This window comes from Orlajensenia flava, assembly GCF_004801905.1.
GTDB classification, from domain to species: Bacteria; Actinomycetota; Actinomycetes; order Actinomycetales; family Microbacteriaceae; genus Orlajensenia; species Orlajensenia flava.
This window is the reverse complement of the sequence record NZ_SSSN01000007.1, coordinates 1-18,212: the sequence shown is the minus strand read 5'-3', so window position 1 is coordinate 18,212 and position 18,212 is coordinate 1. Positions and strand designations below refer to the sequence as shown.

General features: G+C 68.7%; 14 protein-coding genes and 1 pseudogene. 9 read left to right on the top strand and 6 right to left on the bottom strand.

Features of this window, described 5'->3' with window-relative positions; genetic code table 11:
- Window positions 1-9 precede the first annotated feature (9 nt).
- Together E6C70_RS10220 and E6C70_RS10215 are read left to right on the top strand one after the other, a co-directional pair.
- Window positions 10-939 (top strand): nucleoside hydrolase, encoded by a 930-nt coding sequence (locus E6C70_RS10220; protein ID WP_207670101.1) that lies wholly within the window; start codon window positions 10-12, stop codon window positions 937-939.
- Between the two features lie 237 nt (window positions 940-1,176).
- Window positions 1,177-1,968: an LLM class flavin-dependent oxidoreductase gene (locus E6C70_RS10215; RefSeq protein ID WP_136424457.1), complete on the top strand. Its 792-nt coding sequence runs from the start codon at window positions 1,177-1,179 to the stop codon at window positions 1,966-1,968.
- Window positions 1,969-2,050: 82 nt separating this feature from the next.
- Here E6C70_RS10215 and E6C70_RS10210 read toward each other — a convergent pair whose 3' ends face one another.
- A complete protein-coding gene (locus tag E6C70_RS10210) occupies window positions 2,051-2,848 on the bottom strand; it encodes an HAD-IIA family hydrolase (protein WP_136424456.1) in 798 nt (265 codons plus the stop codon).
- 183 nt (window positions 2,849-3,031) lie between these two features.
- Here E6C70_RS10210 and E6C70_RS10205 point away from each other — a divergent pair, with 183 nt between their 5' ends.
- A complete protein-coding gene (locus E6C70_RS10205) occupies window positions 3,032-3,304 on the top strand; it encodes a GlsB/YeaQ/YmgE family stress response membrane protein (RefSeq protein WP_136424455.1) in 273 nt (90 codons plus the stop codon).
- A 117-nt stretch (window positions 3,305-3,421) separates the two neighbouring features.
- Here E6C70_RS10205 and E6C70_RS10200 read toward each other — a convergent pair whose 3' ends face one another.
- On the bottom strand, window positions 3,422-4,075 hold the full coding sequence (locus E6C70_RS10200) for a metal-dependent transcriptional regulator (RefSeq protein WP_136424454.1): 654 nt from the start codon (window positions 4,073-4,075) through the stop codon (window positions 3,422-3,424).
- Window positions 4,076-4,172: 97 nt separating this feature from the next.
- On the opposite strand from E6C70_RS10200, the gene E6C70_RS10195 reads away from it, so the two are divergent.
- Window positions 4,173-4,616, top strand: coding sequence for a MarR family winged helix-turn-helix transcriptional regulator (locus E6C70_RS10195; protein WP_136424453.1), 444 nt, complete (start codon window positions 4,173-4,175; stop codon window positions 4,614-4,616).
- 110 nt (window positions 4,617-4,726) lie between these two features.
- Complete coding sequence (locus E6C70_RS10190; protein WP_136424452.1) at window positions 4,727-6,172, top strand: MATE family efflux transporter; 1,446 nt, start codon at window positions 4,727-4,729, stop codon at window positions 6,170-6,172.
- 4 nt (window positions 6,173-6,176) lie between these two features.
- Here the strand turns inward: E6C70_RS10190 and E6C70_RS10185 are convergent, their stop codons facing one another.
- The 3 genes from E6C70_RS10185 to E6C70_RS10175 form a co-directional block, all read right to left on the bottom strand.
- The gene (locus E6C70_RS10185; protein ID WP_136424451.1) at window positions 6,177-6,593 is read right to left on the bottom strand and encodes a VOC family protein; all 417 of its coding nucleotides are present in this window, start codon (window positions 6,591-6,593) and stop codon (window positions 6,177-6,179) included.
- A gap of 125 nt (window positions 6,594-6,718) precedes the next feature.
- Window positions 6,719-7,678, bottom strand: coding sequence for an alpha/beta hydrolase (locus E6C70_RS10180; RefSeq protein WP_136424450.1), 960 nt, complete (start codon window positions 7,676-7,678; stop codon window positions 6,719-6,721).
- On the bottom strand, window positions 7,675-9,018 hold the full coding sequence (locus E6C70_RS10175; RefSeq protein ID WP_235833412.1) for an Nramp family divalent metal transporter: 1,344 nt from the start codon (window positions 9,016-9,018) through the stop codon (window positions 7,675-7,677). Before E6C70_RS10175 ends, E6C70_RS10180 begins: the two co-directional genes overlap by 4 nt.
- A 154-nt stretch (window positions 9,019-9,172) precedes the next feature.
- Here E6C70_RS10175 and E6C70_RS10170 point away from each other — a divergent pair, with 154 nt between their 5' ends.
- On the top strand, window positions 9,173-9,817 hold the full coding sequence (locus E6C70_RS10170) for a TrmH family RNA methyltransferase (protein ID WP_136424448.1): 645 nt from the start codon (window positions 9,173-9,175) through the stop codon (window positions 9,815-9,817).
- Window positions 9,818-10,064: 247 nt separating this feature from the next.
- Here E6C70_RS10170 and argG read toward each other — a convergent pair whose 3' ends face one another.
- Complete coding sequence (gene argG / locus E6C70_RS10165) at window positions 10,065-11,492, bottom strand: argininosuccinate synthase (protein WP_136424447.1); 1,428 nt, start codon at window positions 11,490-11,492, stop codon at window positions 10,065-10,067.
- Between the two features lie 527 nt (window positions 11,493-12,019).
- Here argG and E6C70_RS10160 point away from each other — a divergent pair.
- From E6C70_RS10160 to E6C70_RS10150, 3 genes and pseudogenes are all read left to right on the top strand, one after another.
- Complete coding sequence (locus tag E6C70_RS10160) at window positions 12,020-12,550, top strand: DUF3151 family protein (RefSeq protein WP_168770918.1); 531 nt, start codon at window positions 12,020-12,022, stop codon at window positions 12,548-12,550.
- A 3-nt stretch (window positions 12,551-12,553) separates the two neighbouring features.
- A complete protein-coding gene (locus E6C70_RS10155) occupies window positions 12,554-13,840 on the top strand; it encodes an adenylosuccinate synthase (RefSeq protein ID WP_136424445.1) in 1,287 nt (428 codons plus the stop codon).
- Between the two features lie 180 nt (window positions 13,841-14,020).
- A pseudogene (locus E6C70_RS10150) lies at window positions 14,021-18,212 on the top strand (hypothetical protein); the annotation flags it as partial.

Below are 18,212 nucleotides of genomic sequence, written 5' to 3'. Positions count from 1 at the left end.
GCAGCTCTCGTGATTCCCGTCATCCTCGATTGCGACCCCGGTCACGACGACGTCTTCGCCATCTGGCTCGCCGCCGGCAGTCCGGCGATCGACCTGCTCGCGGTGACGGCGGTCGCGGGAAATGGAACACTCGAGCACACCCAGCGCAACGCGCGGATCGCGCTGACCGTTGCGGGCATCGCTGACGTGCCGGTCGCAGCGGGTGCTGATCGCCCGTTGCAGAAGGAGCTGTCCACGGCCGAGTGGATCCACGGCGACAACGGCTTGGGTGGCCCGGTCCTGCCGGTGCCGACGGTCCCGCTCGACCCGCGCCCGGCCATCGACCTCATGACGGACGCGCTCGAGGCATCCGCTGAGCCGGTCGCCATCGTCGCGACGGGGCCCCTCACGAATGTCGCAACGCTGCTCGCGCAGCGGCCGTATCTGGCGGAGCGCATCCGCGAGGTCGTCTGGATGGGCGGAGCCACCGGGCGCGGAAACGTCACGCCCTACGCGGAGTTCAACGCCTGGGTCGACCCGGACGCACTCGCGATGGTCGTCGGTTCCGGCGTGCCGTTCACCATGGTCGGATTGAACGTGACGCATCGGGCGCTCGTGACGACATCCGTCCGCGAGCGCATCGCCGCCGTCGGGAATCGCACGTCGGCGTTCGGTGCAGAACTGCTCGACTTCTTCTGCTCCACCAACGCCGCCGTGTTCGGCCTGCCGGACGGACCACTGCACGACCCCGTGGCGATGGCGGTCCTCGCCGACCCGGAGACCGTCGCCCGCGTGTTCACCCGTCTCGATGTCGAGCTCGCCGGAGCCGAGACCGTCGGCGCCACCTCCATCGACCTCGACGGCATGCTGGGACGCCCGGCGAACGCGCATGTTGCCGTCGACCTCGATGTCGATCGGTTCTGGGACGCGGTCGTCGACGCGGTGTCGGCGCTGGCCTGAGTGGTCTGACCACGCCGCAACTCGGGAATCGTCGCCGCAGCGTGCCGGTACCCGCGCCGTCGCGTTTCCGCGGCTGCCCCGTAGCGCATCCGCGGCTGTCCCGCCGCTGCCCGGTACGTTCCCGCGGCGGCCTCGTCGCGCTCGGCTGGGCCGTGGTGCTCCGCGCGGCTGTGCCACCGAGCGTCGACGTGGCTAGGCTGATCCGATGATCAACTGCACCCGCTCGGGCGTTGTCGCATGACCGCCGTCGTCTCCCTCGGGCTGGCGGGATCGCTCGATCACGACGTCATCCGCGAACTCGCGACCGCCGCTGAGTCTGCCGGCCTCCACGCCATCTGGCTGAACGACACTGCGGACGGCGAGGCGCTCGGCGGACTCGCGGCAGCGGCGGAGGTGACATCGACGCTCCGCCTCTGCACCGGCGTCATCCCCTTCGATCGCACACCGGCATCCGGCGTCGCGGCACGTGTGCAAGAACTGGCCCTTCCGCAGGAGCGCCTGCTGCTGGGCGTGGGTTCCGGCCAGGCCCGGCATCCGGTTCCGCTCGTCTCGGCGGGACTCGACGAACTGCAGCAGCTGGTGCACGCGCCCGTCGTGCTGGGCGCGCTGGGCCCGAAGATGCGCTCGCTCGCGGCCACTCGGGCATCCGGCGCCCTGCTCAGTTGGCTGACTCCCGCAATCGCCGGTGACGCCGCCGCCGAGCTTCGAGCCGACGCCGAGGCCGCCGATCGGGACAGGCCGGTCGCGGTGCTGTATGCGCGTGGGATCGTGGACCCGGATGCCGCAGCCGCACTCGCCGAGGAGAGCGCGCGGTACGCGTCGTACCCCAGCTATCGCGCCAACTTCGAGCGCCTGGGCATCCGCGCAGACGACACCACCATCAGCGGCACGACTCCGCAGCGCCTCGCCGACGCCCTTGCGGCGTATCGGGTGGGCGTGGACGAGCTGGTGTTCCGGGCGATCACGCCCGACGGGTCGACAGTCGCCTACCGCCGCATCATCGACGCCCTCGGCGCCGCACTCGCCTGAAAACAGCGTCGAAAACGCAGGTTTTGCGGGTCGTGCGCCTGCGGCACCCGCAAAAGTTGCGATTTCGACGGAGGACGGAGCGCTACAGGTCCGATTCGATCGGCTCGTCCGAGACCAGCTCATGGACCCCCGCGAGGATCTCGTCGGGTCGGAACGGATAGCGGTTGATCTCCGCCTCGTCGCTGATGCCCGTCATCACGAGGATGGTGTGCAGCCCCGCCTCGATGCCCGCGACGATGTCGGTGTCCATTCGGTCGCCGATCATCGCGGTGTTCTCGGAATGCGCGCCGATGCGGTTCATCGCCGACCGGAACATCATCGGGTTCGGCTTGCCGACCACGTAGGGGTCCTTGCCGGTCGCCTTGGTGATGAGAGCGGCGATCGCGCCGGTCGCGGGCAGCGGGCCGTCGGCGCTCGGACCGGTAGCATCCGGGTTGGTCACGATGAACCGCGAACCGGCGGCGATGAGCCGGATGGCCTTCGTGATCGCCTCGAACGAGTAGTTGCGCGTCTCGCCGACCACGACGTAGTCGGGTGAGGTCTCGGTCATGATGAAGCCGGCCTCGTGCAGGGCGGTCGTGATGCCGGCCTCACCGATGACGAACGCCGAACCGCCGGGGATCTGCGACGCACAGAAGTCCGCCGTCGCGAGCGCGCTCGTCCAGATGCGATCCTCGGGGACGATCAGACCGGATGCACGCAGTCGCGCCGACAGGTCGCGCGGAGTGAAGATCGAGTTGTTGGTCAGCACCAGGTAGGGGGCGTCGAGGTCCCGCCACTGCTGCAGCAGTTCGGCGGCGCCCGGGAGCGGCTCGTTCTCGTGCACCAGAACGCCGTCCATGTCGGTCAGCCAGCATTCGATCTCGTCGCGTCGGCTCATGCGCCCAGCCTACGGCGCGAGGCCTCGACGAGGGCGGATGAGCGGCCACGGCGTCACCACCCGCCGATGGGGGCCGCCCTTGTCAACCCTCAACGTCATTTACCGCGAGTCAGTAACGTGATCCCGCGCCATCCGATCGGACGGCGCACCCCCTCGCAACCCTCACAAGGAGATACATCCCTCATGGGCTTCTTCGCATTCCTCATCCTCGGCCTCATCGCCGGCGCCATCGCCAAGCTGATCCTTCCCGGTAAGCAGGGCGGCGGATGGCTCATCACGCTGCTGCTCGGCGTCGTCGGCGCCCTCCTCGGCGGATGGCTCGGCAGCGTGCTGTTCGGTGTCGGCCTCCAGGACTTCTGGAACCTGTCCACGTGGCTCCTCGCCATCGGCGGTTCGATCGTCGTCCTCCTCATCTACGGCCTCATCGTCAACAGCCGCAAGGGCCGCGCGGCCTGATCCGCGGCGGCGACAGCCGCATCACGCCAATGGCGCGTCCTCTCGTGAGGGCGCGCCATTCGCGTTGGTGCCATTCGAGTTGGTGCGCCGCAGCGACGACACCCCGGGCCGCGGGCTTCAGACCGTGACGCGGATGTCCTCCGCTGCTCGGCGGGTCAGCTCCACCTCGCGTCCGGCCACCCGAACGCACGCGCCATCATCGCTCACCGACACCACGCGGACGGATGCGCCGGGAACCACGCCGGCGTCCATCACCAGACGCAGTACGGCGGGGTCCCGATCATTCACCCGCACGACCACTCCGTCGTGACCGGGTGGTGCATCCGTCACCGGCAGCGTCTCCACCCGCAGCACGGCCCCGTCCGCCTGCGGTATCGGGTCGCCGTGCGGGTCGCGCCGGGGTCGCCCGAGGTGCTCGTCGATCGACTCGAGCAGTCGGTCGCTGATCGCGTGCTCGAGAACCTCCGCCTCGTCGTGCACGGCATCCCAGACGTAGCCCATGTCGCGCACGAGCCAGGTCTCGATGAGACGGTGCCGCCGCACGACCGCGAGGGCGCGATCGGTGCCGGCATCCGTCAGCACGATCGCCCCGTACGGCCGATGCCAGACCAGACGCTGGGCGGCGAGCTTCTTCACCATCTCCGTCACGGACGACGGCGCGATGCCGAGTCGGGCGGCGAGCACCGACGGAGTGATCGGTGCGTCCTGCCACTCCGTGTGCGCGTAGATGGTCTTGAGGTAGTCCTCGATGGCCGGTGAGGTCGCCGTCACGCCTCCAGACTAGGCGGTGCCGTCGACACGGCTCCTCCCGCACAAGCAGTATGTTCGATAGTTGACAGTTAGAGCACGAAGAGTTAGAGTTCTAAGCATGGAGATACCGGAAGCGATGCTCGACAGCAGCCTCCAGCTCGTCCGATGGATCGGATGGGCCCAGAGGAAGGCTGGGGAGGACTGGATTCGCGAACGCGAGCTCAGCCACGAACAGGCCTTCGTCCTCGGTTATCTCGTCCAGAACCCCGGCATGATCCAGCGAGAGATCGCTGAAGTCAGCCGGACCAGTGCTGCCAGCGTCTCGAGCCTCCTGCAGGGACTCGAGCGACGCGAGCTCATCGAGCGGAGAACGGAGGACGGCAATGAACGCATCAAGCGCGCCTACGCCACCGCCTCCGGGGCCGAGCTCATCGCGGGCTTCGACACCGCGATGGCCGCCGCCGACGAGTCCATCCTCACCCCGCTGAACGAGGACGAGCGGGCAACGCTCCACGCCCTCCTCACCAAGATCACCGCGGACCTGCCCCAACCGAGCCGGTAACCCCGGCCGCGGCTCGGCCGCGCATCCCAACATCCCTCGCCTCGCCGGCGTCCGTCGGCGTGAGCCCCTGCGCGCCCTCACGGGCTCCGCCCTGCTCGAAAGGAGCAGTCATGAACACCACGAACCCCGAAACCCCGGTCGTCTCCGACGCCGTCGGCAGCAACCGCTGGTACCTCTCCACCGCGCCCATCGTCCGCGCCCTCGTGCACCTCTGCGTGCCGATGGCGGCCGCGATGATCGTCGGCGCTGTCTACAACGTCATCAACGCGGGCTTCATCGGCTCGCAGCACGACGCGACCCTCCTCGCCGCCATCACGTTCGGCACCCCGCTGCTCGGACTCGTGATGGCGATCGGCGGCGTCTTCGGCGTCGGCGGCGGGGCCCTCATCTCACGGCTGCTCGGCGCATCGGAGGCGGAACCCGCCAAGGCCGGCGAGATCAAGCACGTCTCGTCATTCGCCCTGTGGGGTTCCGTCATCGCCGGCGCCGTGTTCGGCGGCGTCGGGCTGCTCGCGCTGCATCCGCTCGTCTCCGTGCTGGGAGCGGATGCGAACGCCGTGCCCGCGACGAGTGCCTACGTCGCCGTCATGCTCGTCTTCGTCCCCGTGCTCGCTGCCGCGTTCTGCCTCGAGCAGCTGGTGCGAGCCGAGGGCGCCGCCCGCCAGGTGATGATCGGGCTGATCGCATCCACCGTCGCCAGCGTCGTCTTCGACGTGCTGTTCATCCTCGTGTTCCACTGGGGCGTCGTCGGCGTCGCGCTGTCGATGGGCCTGGCGAACCTCGGTGTCGTCGTGTACTTCGCCGTCTGGCTGCATCGCAACAGCGAGCATGTGAGCCTCGCGCCGCGCTGGTTCACTCTTGCGCCGCGGGTGCTGAAGCCCGTCTTCGGCGTCGGCGTCGGCGAGCTGCTGCAGTCCGCGTTCCTGATCGTGACCTCGCTCGTGCTCAACAACCTCGCCGTGGCCTACGGCGACAGCGCGCTCGCGGCGATGGGCGTCGCGGTGCGGATCGCCCAGGTGCCCGAGTTCCTCGTGATGGGCGTCACCCTCGGCGTGCTCCCTCTGCTCGCCTATTCGTACGGCAAGGGCGACCGCAACCGACTCATGTCGGCCCTGCGAGCGTCGGCGGTCACGGTCGGCGCCATCGTCGTGATCTTCTCGGTCGGAGTGTTCCTCTTCCGCGACCAGGTCTTCGCGACCTTCGTCGCAGACCCCTCGGTGCTCGTCATCGGCGTCACCATCCTCACCGCGCAGCTCGTGGCCATGATCGTGAACGGATTCACCGGTCTCCTCACGTCGCTGTTCCAGGCGACGGGTCGCTCGGCCGCCGCCATCGTGATGTCGATGGCGCAGGGCGTGCTGTTCATCCCGATCGTGCTCGTCGGCAACCTCTGGTTCGGGCTGGCCGGCATCATCTGGTCGCTGACCGTCTCAGAGGGTCTCGTGTTCGTGATCGGCGTGGTGATGTGGCTGGCCTCGCGCCGCGCGATCGACCGCGGTCTCGCCGAAGGCAGCCCGGAGCGCGCCGAGGAGGCGCTCGAAGGCGCCGACGCCTGACGCGTTACGGCACGGCGGGCACGTCGACGATCCAGGTGACGTCGAAGCAGTCGGTGAGCATCCCGTACAGCGGTGCGAACGCGGCGGGCGCGAGCGGCACGAGAACCGTGGCGCCGTCGGCCAGGCCGTCCCAGTAACGCTGGATCTCATCGGCGGCCGTCCCGCTGAGGGCGACGTAGAAGGAGTTCTGCCCGTGGTCGAACGGCTTCGCCGTCTGCACGTCGTAGGCCATGATGCGGAACCCGTCGGATGTTCGCACCTGCCCCCACGCGACGCTGTCCGCCTGAGCCGGATCATCGACCTGGTGGATGTCGGCGTAGGTCGCGATCACCACGTCCCCGCCGAAGACGCTCGCGTAGAAGTCGAGGGCCTCCTTCGCGCGGCCGCGGAAGTTGATGTGGGTCGTGGTGGTGACGCTCATCGTGTGCTCCTCATCCGGGTCGACCCGGTGCGCGCTTCGAATCGCGGGCGGTCGGGTCGGTTCCCTCGAGGGTACGTCCGAGCCGGCTCGGGCGACAGGGGTCCGCGCCGGGATTCATCTCGCGGCTACGATCGCTCCCCGACGGCCGTGGTCGGCATCACGGATGCTCCCAGCCGATCGGCGAAGAAGGCGACGGTGCGGGCGACGACCGGGGTCGGGTCCGCACCCGCGAAGACATGACCGGCGCCCGGCACGAGCATCAGCTCAGCCTCCCGGCCCGCGGCAAGGAGTCGTCCGACCAGCTGCCGGCTGTGCTCGGATGGCACCTCGGTATCGGAGTCGCCGTGGATGTACAGCGCCGGTGCCGCGTTCGACAGGGGGTGGTGGGCCGGGCTCGCCCAGCGCACGATGGCGAGGGCATCGACCGGCGCTCCGGGCGCGACGATGCCGTCGGGCCATTGGTCGCCCGGCGGCGGGGTCGCGGGAAACCGCGGATCGGCGAACAGGGTCGCATCCGTCACGGCGTACCAGCCCACCACTGCCTGCACGGAGGTGTCACCGTCCACGACCCCGACGCGCCCACTGAGCGCCGGATCGTCGAGATCGAGGCCCAGGAAGGCGGCGAGCTGGCCACCGGATGACTCGCCCATGACACCGACGCGGTCGGCATCCAGCCCGAGCTCCCCGGCGAAGTGACGGAGCCAACGGATGGCCGCGTGCGCGTCGTGGAGGGCGGCGGGGAAGAGCGACTCGCCGCCCAGCCGATACTGCACGGTGGCGACCGCGATGCCGGCGTCGACCAACGCGTCGCCGACGCCGAACAGGGTTCCGCGGTGGGTGCCCCAGAGGAACGCGCCGCCGTGCAGGTAGACGACCAGCGGCACGGGAGCGTCGGACGCGGGAATGCTGAGGTCGAGCAGCAGCGGGCGGAAGCCGGCCAGCCGCGCATACGCGACGTCCTCGTAGCGGCGCGTGCCGGCGGCATCCGTCGTGGAGCGCGCGTCGTGGGGCCGGTCGACATTCTGCTGCAGCCGCAGTTCGAGCGGCAGGTCGCCGTCGGCCAGCAGAGGGTCGCGTTCAGTCATGATGGGCCGGAGAGCAGCAGAGCGAGCAGGGTCGCGTTGAGGCCGATGAGGAAGACGGCTGCCAGGATGCCGGCCGCCGTTGTCGTGCGCCGGTTGCTCCAGCGGCCGAGCAGGGTCGGGCGAGAGGTCAGCCACACCAGTGGGATGAGCGCGAACGGGATGCCGAAACTCAGCACCACCTGGCTGATCACGAGCGATCGGGTGGGGTCGAAGCCAAGGGCGAGGATGGCGATGGCCGGGATCAGCGTGATCAGGCGGCGGGCGATCATCGGCAGGCGGATGCGCAGGAGCCCTTGCATGATCTCCGCACCGGCGTAGGCGCCGACGCTCGTCGAGGCGAGGCCCGACGCGAGCAGTCCGACGGCGAACAGGGTCGCGACCACCGGTCCGATGCCGTCGGCGATGGCACGGTACGCGCCCTCGAGGCTGTCGGTACCCGGAACGCCGGCGAGGTTCGCGGCAGCGAGGAGCAGGATGCACAGGTTGACGGTGCCGGCGATGATCATGGCGATCGACACGTCCCAGCGGGTGGCACGCAGCAGGCGATCGGTGGACAGGGGACGCACGGCGGCGGTCGTGATCTCGTCTGTCGATCGGTGCTGGTCGTCCGTGGAGTGGCGCTGCAATTCGGCCACCGATCGGCGCTCGTCCCGGTTCGGCGAGGCGAGCGGGGTCTCGGCGTTCGCGTCCTGGCCCGGCGCGCCATCCGTCCTCACCACCCCGGCCCAACGGTCGCGCGCGAGCGCCGAATGCGCGTAGATCGCGTGCGGCATGATCGTGGCGCCGAGGATCGACGCGGCCAGCAGCACCGAGTCGGCATCCGTGAAACGCGGAACCAGGCCGCTCAGCACGCCGGCAGCGTCGGGTGGCGCGATGAGGACGCCCACGCTGAACCCCACCGCGATGACCACGAGCAGGCCGATGATGACGAACTCGAACGTGCGCGGCCCGCGCCGACTCTGAACGGCGAGCAGCCCGATCGACACGAGACCGGTGATGAGGCCGCCGACGACGAGCGGCAGGTCGAACAGCAGGTTGAGGGCGACCGCCCCGCCGATGACCTCGGCGATGTCGGTGGCCATCGCCACGAGTTCGGCCTGTAGCCAAAACGCGATGCGGGCGGGTCGACGACGGATGCGGGTGCCCAGCAACTGAGGCAGGCTCTGGCCCGTGACCACGCCGAGCTTGGCGGAGAGGTACTGGATGAGCCACGCCATCACGTTCGCGAGCACGACGACCCACACCAGAAGGTAGCCGTAGCGAGCGCCGGCCGTCATGTTGCTGGCGACGTTGCCGGGGTCGAGGTAGGCGACGCCGGCGACGAGAGCGGGACCGAGCATCCAGGCCGCGCGGGTGGCAGACGCGGCGCCTGCGCTCGCCGGACCCGCGGGCGACCCGCCGCCCTGCGCCCGCGCCGTCGACATGACGTCAGCCTAGCCATTTTTCGGGTTACCTAAAAATGTTTGGCGGCCCCGGCTCCCGTACTCTGGCCGGGTGGATGACAAGCCCGAGCCGAGCGTCGAGCTCTCGACCCACGGCGTCGGCCCTTGGGTGGGCGAGTGGCCCGAGGGTGAGCGGTACGACCCCGAGTTGCTCGAACGCGGGGATACGCGGAACGTCATCGACCGCTACCGGTACTGGCGCATGGACGCGATCGTGGCCGATCTCGACGAGCATCGGCATCCGTTCCACGTGGCCATCGAGAACTGGCAGCACGACATGAACATCGGGTCCATCGTGCGCAGCGCCAACGCGTTCGCCGCCGACACCGTGCACATCGTGGGGCGTCGCCGCTGGAACAAGCGCGGGGCGATGGTCACCGACCGCTACCAGCACGTGCTGCACCACGCGGATGTCGCCGAGCTGGTCGCCTGGTCACGCGCCGAGGGGCTTCCCATCATCGCGGTCGACAACGTCGAGGGCGCGGTGCCGATCGAGAGCTTCGACTGGCCCGAGCGGTGCCTGCTGCTGTTCGGTCAGGAGGGGCCCGGCATGAGTGAGGAGGCGCTCGCCGCGGCCGATGCGGTGGTGGAGATCGCGCAGTTCGGCTCGACGCGCTCCATCAATGCCAGCGCCGCGGCGGCCGTCGCGATGCACTCCTGGATCCTGCGCTGGGCGACCCGCCCCGCTGCTCGTTGAGTAGCGAGGGCAGCGCGGCGGGCGCATAGTGACCCGCGCGGGCGTGCGGGTATCGAAGCCTCTCCTCATCGTCGCGCCGGCATCCTCTAGCCATAGGCCGCGTTTCAGGCGATGGGTCGCTATTCAGGACGCGATCCGGGATTCTCGCCTGAACAACGCGCGAATGCCTGAGGAGCGGACCATGTCGAGGGCAGTCGAGGCCGTCCGGGGTGTCGAGGGTGTCGAGGCCGTCCGGGGTGTCGAGGGGCTAGTCCGTGCCGAGGTCGAAGGCCGATGCGTCGTTTGCGGCATCCGTCGCGGCGTCGAGATCGGTGTGAGCCCCGCCGGCCGTGATCTCGGCGGCCTCTCCTGACGTGAGGTCGCCCACGAGCGATGCCGTCGAGCCGCCGACGATGCCGAGGTGCGCGTACTGCTCGAGGCGTGCCCGGGAGTCGGCGATGTCGAGGTTGCGCATGGTGAGCTGACCGATGCGGTCCTCGGGGCCGAAGGCGGCGTCGCCGACACGCTCCATCGAGAGCTTCTCGGCCTGGTAGCTGAGAGCAGGGCCGGTGGTGTTCATGATCGTGTAGTCGTCGCCGCGCCGCAGACGCAGCGTGACCTCACCCGTGACCGCCGACGCGACCCACTTCACGATCGACTCGCGCAGCATGAGCGACTGCGGGTCGAGCCAGCGCCCCTCGTACATGAGACGCCCGAGGCGGCGACCCTCATTGTGGTAGTTCGCGATGGTGTCCTCGTTGTGGATCGCGTTCAGCAGCCGCTCGTAGGCGATGTGCAGCAGGGCCATGCCCGGCGCCTCGTAGATGCCGCGGCTCTTGGCCTCGATGATGCGGTTCTCGATCTGGTCGCTCATCCCGAGCCCGTGCCTGCCGCCGATGGCGTTCGCCTCCAGCACGAGCGCGACGGCATCCGTGAACTCGGCGCCGTTGAGCGCGACCGGCCGGCCCTCTTCGAACCGCACCGTGACATCCTCGGTCGCGATCTCGACGTCCTCTTTCCAGAAGGCGACTCCCATTATCGGCTCGACGGTCGTGATGCCGGCGCTGAGCTCCTCGAGCACCTTCGCCTCGTGCGTGGCTCCCCAGATGTTGGCGTCGGTCGAATACGCCTTCTCGGCCGAGGCGCGGTAGGGCAGGTCACGGGCGAGCAGCCATTCGCTCATCTCGGACCGCCCGCCGAGCTCGCCGACGAAGTCCCGGTCGAGCCAGGGCTTGTAGATGCGGAGGCGCGGGTTGGCCATGAGCCCGTAACGGTAGAACCGCTCGATGTCGTTGCCCTTGTACGTGGAGCCATCGCCCCAGATGTCGACGCCGTCCTGCATCATGGCGCGCACGAGGAGTGTGCCGGTGACCGCGCGGCCGAGCGGAGTGGTGTTGAAGTAGGCCTTGCCGCCCGAACGGATGTGGAAGGCGCCGCACTGCAGCGCGACCAGCCCCTCCTCGACGAGGGCGGCGCGGCAGTCCACCAGGCGCGAGATCTCGGCACCGTACTCGATGGCGCGACTCGGAACCGCTTCGACGTCGGGCTCGTCGGGCTGGCCGAGATCGGCCGTGTAGGTGCACGGCACCGCGCCCTTCTCGCGCATCCAGGCGACGGCGACGGAGGTGTCGAGACCTCCGGAGAATGCGATGCCGACGCGCTCGCCGACGGGAAGAGAGGTGAGCACCTTGGACATGCTCACGATTTTAGAGGGGTGACGGATGGGGCCGGTCTGGCGCTGGCCCCGTCATCCGGATGCTCACCCGTCGCGGCCGTCCCCAGCGAATGGAAAGACCCCGTTCAGGGGAGGTTTTCGCGCTCCGATGTGCGCCGACCCCACAACCGGATTCGTCGCCGGTCCGACTCGATCCGAATGTTCAGGGAGTTATCCGCGACGGATTCCGTCGAAAGTGCCGGAAATACTTACCGTATTGAAAGTCGAGTGACCCTCATAATGGGGGGCGCGGGGTTCCCCTCAACGGGGCACACTTCTTTACAGACCCGTTGGATCCCACCCGGACCCGACAGCCGTGCGGGATCGTGGTAACCCGAGCCCGATCTCGCGCGGAGGGTCTTTTTCTCTGCCCGCAGTTCCCACCCGCTGGGCAGTAGGTGCTCGCGCGGGCCCGCTTCCACGACATCAAATGCCCAGCGGTTGACCCGCGGATGCGGCCCGCCACGCCGGTCGGACGGCCGAACGGGGGCCCCACGATAAGGTTGAGTGTGACCGGCAACGACACCCCGCTCGAAGAGCACGACAGCACACCGGGCATCGTCGTCGATGACGATCCCGCCGTGCGCGAAGCCATCGGCCTCCTCGCACGCGAAGACCTCCCCGCCTACGTGGTGGCCCACGACAGCTCCCCGCTCGCCTGGGCGGAGCTCGCCGACATCGCCCTCTCCGAGCAGCGCACGCTCGAGGCCTACGGTTTCGCGACCGTCGCGCACCGACGCGGCATCGATGCGCTCACGGCGGCCGGGTGGAGTGCCGGCGACACGGTGTCGTGGTCGACGCCGGCCAACCGCGGGGTCCTGCGCGCGGCGCACGCCCTCGCGCGTGCCGCATCCGCCCTCGGCCTGATGGACGAGGCCGCGACGCTCGCCGATTTCCTCGAGCAGTCCGACCCGGATGCCGAGGCGCGCATCGATTCCGAGCACACCCCGACGCAGCTGATCGCCGTCATCCCGCCCTCCGCGCGGCCGACCGTGGTGGCGCCGGTCACCGAGGCGTACGTCATCCGAGGAGAGGACTGAGGCATGCCCGCGATCGTTCTGGTCGGAGCCCAGTGGGGCGATGAGGGCAAGGGCAAGGCGACCGATCTCCTCGGCTCGCGCCTGGACTACGTCGTCAAGTTCAACGGCGGCAACAACGCCGGCCACACCGTCGTCATCGGCGATGAGAAGTACGCCCTGCACCTGTTGCCGTCGGGCATCCTGAGCCCCGGTGTCGTGCCGGTCATCGCCAACGGCGTCGTCGTCGACATCGAGGTGCTGTTCGAGGAGCTCGACGCGCTCGAGAGTCGGGGCATCGACACGTCGCGGTTGAAGATCAGTGCCAACGCGCACGTGATCACGAGCTACCACCGCACCCTCGACAAGGTGACCGAGCGCTTCCTCGGCGCCCGTCAGATCGGCACGACCGGGCGTGGCATCGGCCCGAGCTACGCCGACAAGATCAACCGCGTCGGCATCCGCATGCAGGACCTGTTCGACGAGAACATCCTGCGCCAGAAGGTCGAGGGCGCCCTCGACCAGAAGAACCACCTGCTCGTCAAGGTCTACAACCGCCGCGCCATCAGCGTCGACGAGGTCGTCGAGGAGCTGCTGGGCTACGTCGAGCGGCTCCGGCCGATGGTGACGGATACCGGACTGCTGCTGCACCGCGCCATCGAGGCGGGCGACACCGTTCTCTTCGAGGGCGGCCAGGCGACCATGCTCGACGTCGACCACGGCACCTACCCCTTCGTCACCTCCTCCAACGCGACCTCGGGCGGAGCCGTCACCGGTTCAGGAATCGCGCCCAATCGCATCGACCGCGTGATCGCCGTGATCAAGGCCTACACGACGCGCGTCGGCGCGGGCCCCTTCCCGACCGAGCTGTTCGACGAGTGGGGCGACTTCCTCACCGAGAAGGGTTTCGAGTTCGGCACGACCACGGGCCGCAAGCGCCGCACCGGGTGGTACGACGCTCCGATCGCGCGGTACGCATCGCGCATCAACGGCGTGACGGATTTCGTGCTCACCAAGCTCGACGTGCTCACGGGCGTGGAGAGCATCCCCGTCTGCGTCGCCTACGACGTCGACGGCGAGCGCTTCGACGAGGTGCCGGTGTCGCAGAGCGACTTCCACCACGCGACGCCGATCTACGAGGAGTTCCCCGGCTGGACCGAGGACATCACTGGTGCGCGGACGTTCGAGGATCTGCCGAAGAACGCCCAGGACTACGTGATCGCCCTCGAGGCGATCAGCGGCTCGCGCATCTCGGTGATCGGCGTCGGACCGGCACGCGACGCGGTCATCGTGCGGCACGACCTCATCGTCTGATCATCGTCGGGGCGGGCGGGGCGATACCGCTGGCCTGAGCGACGGATTTCGACCGGAACGTACCCGCTCGGGGGTCGAAGAACGTGGGCGCGATGACCGATGCGCAGGTTATCGTGTATGCCAACCCGATACACCGATATACCGGCTTTCGGGATCGCACGACGACTCGAGGCCTCCTTCATGTATTCCGACCGCGACGTTTCCCCCTCTCGCCGAGGGTGGAGCCGTCGATTCCGTGCGCTCGCGATCGGAACTCTTGTCGCTCTCGTCGCCGTGCTGGGAGCAGCGGTTCCCGCTTACGCGGCAGATGCCACCTTGACTCTCACCAAGAGCGTCGACGGAGCTCAGTCCAAGTCCCTCGCACCTGGAGGCGAGTTCACCTACCAGTTGCAAGTCGGCTGCGACGACCTTCCGTGCGCCTCCGCCCAGCTCACCGATACCCTGCCTCCGGAGTTCGCGGGCTTCGCCATACTGCAGACGACGGTGTCCCCGAGTGGACAACCGGCGTCGTTCGCCTACACCGGATGCACCACCGCCGTGACCGCGGCTTGCACGCTCACGGTCGACTTCAAGCAGCCTCTCGGCGGCACTGACGTCGGCATCCAAGCCGGCTCCGGCTATCGGGTGGCGGTCACGCTCAAGGCTCCAGCCGACCTACCGGCAACCTGGCCGTACAACGGCAAGCCCGTCACCAACAACGCCGACGTCACGTCCACAACGGCCAATCCGGTCACGGACGACGCCGAGGTGACGGTTTCCATTCCCATCACCGTCGACACGGACGTCAGCAAGAGCTGGGCGCCGGCCAGCCAGCTGTTCCAACCCGGTGCGGCGTCCACCGTCACGCTCGGCACCCGCAACCGTTCCAACGTGTTCGCGGAGTCGCTCGGTCTCATCGAGCCCACGTCCGCCGTCGCCGGACAAGCCGCGCTCGGCAGCGACAACCCCTTCGACCTGGTCGACTTCACCGGGTTCGGCCCCGTCACGGCGCCCGCCGGCGCGACGCTGGTGCAGGTGGACGCCTACGTGCTCGATACGGCGTCCAACACCTACGAGTGGGTTCCCGGACAGCCGCGCGCTCCGGCGGATATCGCGTTGCCCGACGGCGTGGCAGCAGCCGACGTGGCCGGCCTGCGGATCACCTTCACGAGTGCCGACGGCGCCGCCATCGCTCCGTCGGGGGCCGCAGGAAGCGTGCCGCTGATCGTCGCCCAGCGGGGCACCTCGCGCATCACCGGCACTCCTCTGGTGGGCGGGGCGACGGTGACCAACTCGACGACCGGAACCGTGCGCGTTCCCGGTCAGTCCGACGTGAGCAAGACCGCCACGGCTCCCTTCTCCATCGGTGCGATCTCGGTCGACGTGGTGGCAGGCAAGACCATCACCCCAGGTCGCATTGCGGCGGGCCTCACCGCGCAGGCGGAGATCACGGCCAAGAACAACTCGAACGGCTCGGTGAGCGAACTGAGCCTGGCCGACCTCGGCTTCTTCACCGACAAGCTCACCTTCGGCGGTTTCACCAACCCGCTCGCGTACCCGGTCAATGCGACCGGCGGATCACTGCGGTGGCACTACAGTGACGGATCCGTCGTGACGGTGCCGTTCGCCGACGGTGCTCGTCCAACGCCCCCTGCTGCTCCGGCCGGCGCCCATCTCACCGGTTTCGAGACGATTTTCAGCGTCCAACCGGCATCGGCCCCGGGCATCCCTTCCGGCGCCCTGACGTCGGTGGACTTCGGCATCACCTCGGCGGCGGACATCGTTGCCAAGGGCGAGAGCCCCACGACGATCGACAACTCCGTCACCGCAGCAGTCGTCAACGGGGCTGGGCGGGCGGAGAACACCGCCTCGGCCTCGTTCGATGTGTTCTTCCCCGAGATCTCCGTGGCGCTCGACAAGAAGATCTCGCCCAGCGCGCCCGTGTCACCGGGCGGAACGGTGGTCGCACAGCTGCCGACCACCACGGCCACGGACTCGGCCTTCGTCAACCCGACCACGATCGTCGTCACCGACGTGTGGAACCCGGCCGACGCCTCGAACTTCTGGAACGCCTTCAATCCCATCGCGCTCGCGCCCACCCAGGTGTTCGCCGGGTCGACGCTGACCATCGAGTACACCACCGACGGCGTCACCTGGATCCCCTTCCCGACCGCCGGTGTCTGCGATGCGAATCCGCTCGTGTACCAGTGCCCGTTCCCGCCCGAGGTCACGGCGTCGCGGGGACTGCGCTACACGTTCGCCAACCCGGCCGGCTACCCGCAGGGAACCCAGGTCAGCCCGAACACCGTCTTCCAGGCCCGGTCCGACAAGCGCGACGGCACCGGCCCCACCTCCGTCGTGGATGCGCCCGCGAGCGTTTATACCAATACTGCCGCGGCCCAAGGAACCGGGTCTGTGCCTGGTGCGCCTGATGTGACGAGCGACGTTGTGACCGACACGGCCAACGCATCGATCCGAACGGTGAGCGGCGAGGGCAACCTGGCGGCGAGCAAGGACTGGCGCAGCCCCGATCTCTCGCAGGATCTCACAGCACTCAGCTCCCAGTCGGGCGCAGCGGCGGGAACCCGTCTCGGCTGGGGCGTGAGCGACACGGGCTTCTCCTCCGTGACCGTCAGTGATCCGAACGGAAACGAGAACGCTCCGCAGTTCACCACGTTCCAAGCCTTCGATCTCACCGGTGTGCTGCCGAGAACCTTCGCTCAGGAGCCATTGCTCCGGTGGGATGCCGTGAGTTCGGTCGAGCTGTACTCGGGTGGCGGTTGGACGACCGTCCCGCCCCCTCCCGGCGGATGGATGAGTCCGGCCGGCTTCGTCGGCTACACCCTCACCCCGGCGCAGCGCGACGCGACGACGGGTGTGCGCATCACCGTGGTTCCCAACGACGCGGCCAGGAGCGGCAGTTCGGATCCGCTCGCGCCGCCGGTCGGCTCGGGTATCGCGACCAGTGCGGCGGGTGGTGGCCGCTTCTTCGGCCTGACCTGGCAGCTGCGCAATGCGGTTCGCGTCAATCCGGTCATCGGCGACAGCCCGTGGGTGACCGCGGGTCGTCAGTTCAATGTTCCGGGCGCCCCGGGCGAGATCATCAATACGATGCGGGTCGATGGCGTTCGCAACGGATCTCCCGTCGCCCCCGCCGCGGCGTCCGACATCGTCACGCTGATCGACCAGCCCCCGGGTGTTTCGATCACCAAGGCAACGCAGCGCACGAGCATCGTGCTTCCGAAGCCTGGCGACGTGGACCCGTCCCAGTATCCGACGAACGACTACACCGTCGTCGCCAAGAACACCTCCTCGGCGCGGGCATCGTACATTCGTGTGAGCGATCCGATGCCCTGTGACGCCGGCAACCTGCCCGCCTGCGCCAGTGCAGCGAATGGGTGGAACGCCAATCCGTACGCGGCAGCGGCCTATGTGCCATCGACCAATCCATTCGAGCGGTTCACCCTCACGGGCATCGACTTCTCCGCCCCGGCGGGCCAGGTCGATCGGGACCAGTCCACGGTCACACTCTGGCATCGAAGCGATGCCGGTGCGCTCACCACCTCCACGCTCACCCTCACGCAGGCCGATGCCCTCCCCGCTTCCCAGCTCCTCGACGTGGTTGGTGTGAGCGTGCTGTACCAGGGCACCGATCCCGCGATCAATGGTGGACTCATCGAAGCGGGTAGCGCTCTGCAACTCGTGCTCCACACTCAGGCACGCGTGAACCTGCGCAGCGCCCCGGCAACACCGGTCAGCCCCGTGACCGTCAACAACTACTCGTTCACCCAGGGCTACGACCCGGTGCTCTCTCCCAGCGCGAAGCCGACCGCGACGGCCAACAGGTCGCTCACGCTGGTCAAAGGGAAGCTGGGAGTGCTGGCGACCAAGACCATTGCGCCCGCGAGCCTGATCGAGGCCAACCGCGCGAATCCCGTGACGGCGACCCTGAAGGCGACCTCCGGAACCGGAAACGCGACGGCGACCGTGGCGACCAATGAGGTGGTGATCGAAGACACGGGAGCGGCCTTCTGGGACGCGCTGCGCCTGGCGTCCTTCGCGCCCGGCGACGTCACGAAGCCCGCCGGAGCCGACCGCGTGCGGGTGGACGTTCGCGTGAACGGCGAAACCACCTGGATCACCGGCACGGCGGCGGCAGCGGCGGCGCTTCCGGCATCCGTCACCGACCTCTCGACGATCACCGGCATCCGGTTCGTGTTCAATCGTGCCGACGGCGGCCTGTTCTCCCGCAGCGCGGTACCGGCGAACTTCACCGCGACAGCCGTGCTTCGCCTGCAGGTGAGGGATGCTCTCCTCTCTAGCGGCGGGCCGATCGTGTTCCCCAGCACCTTCTCCAACGCGCTGCATGCGGTTTCGCATCGCTACGACGACC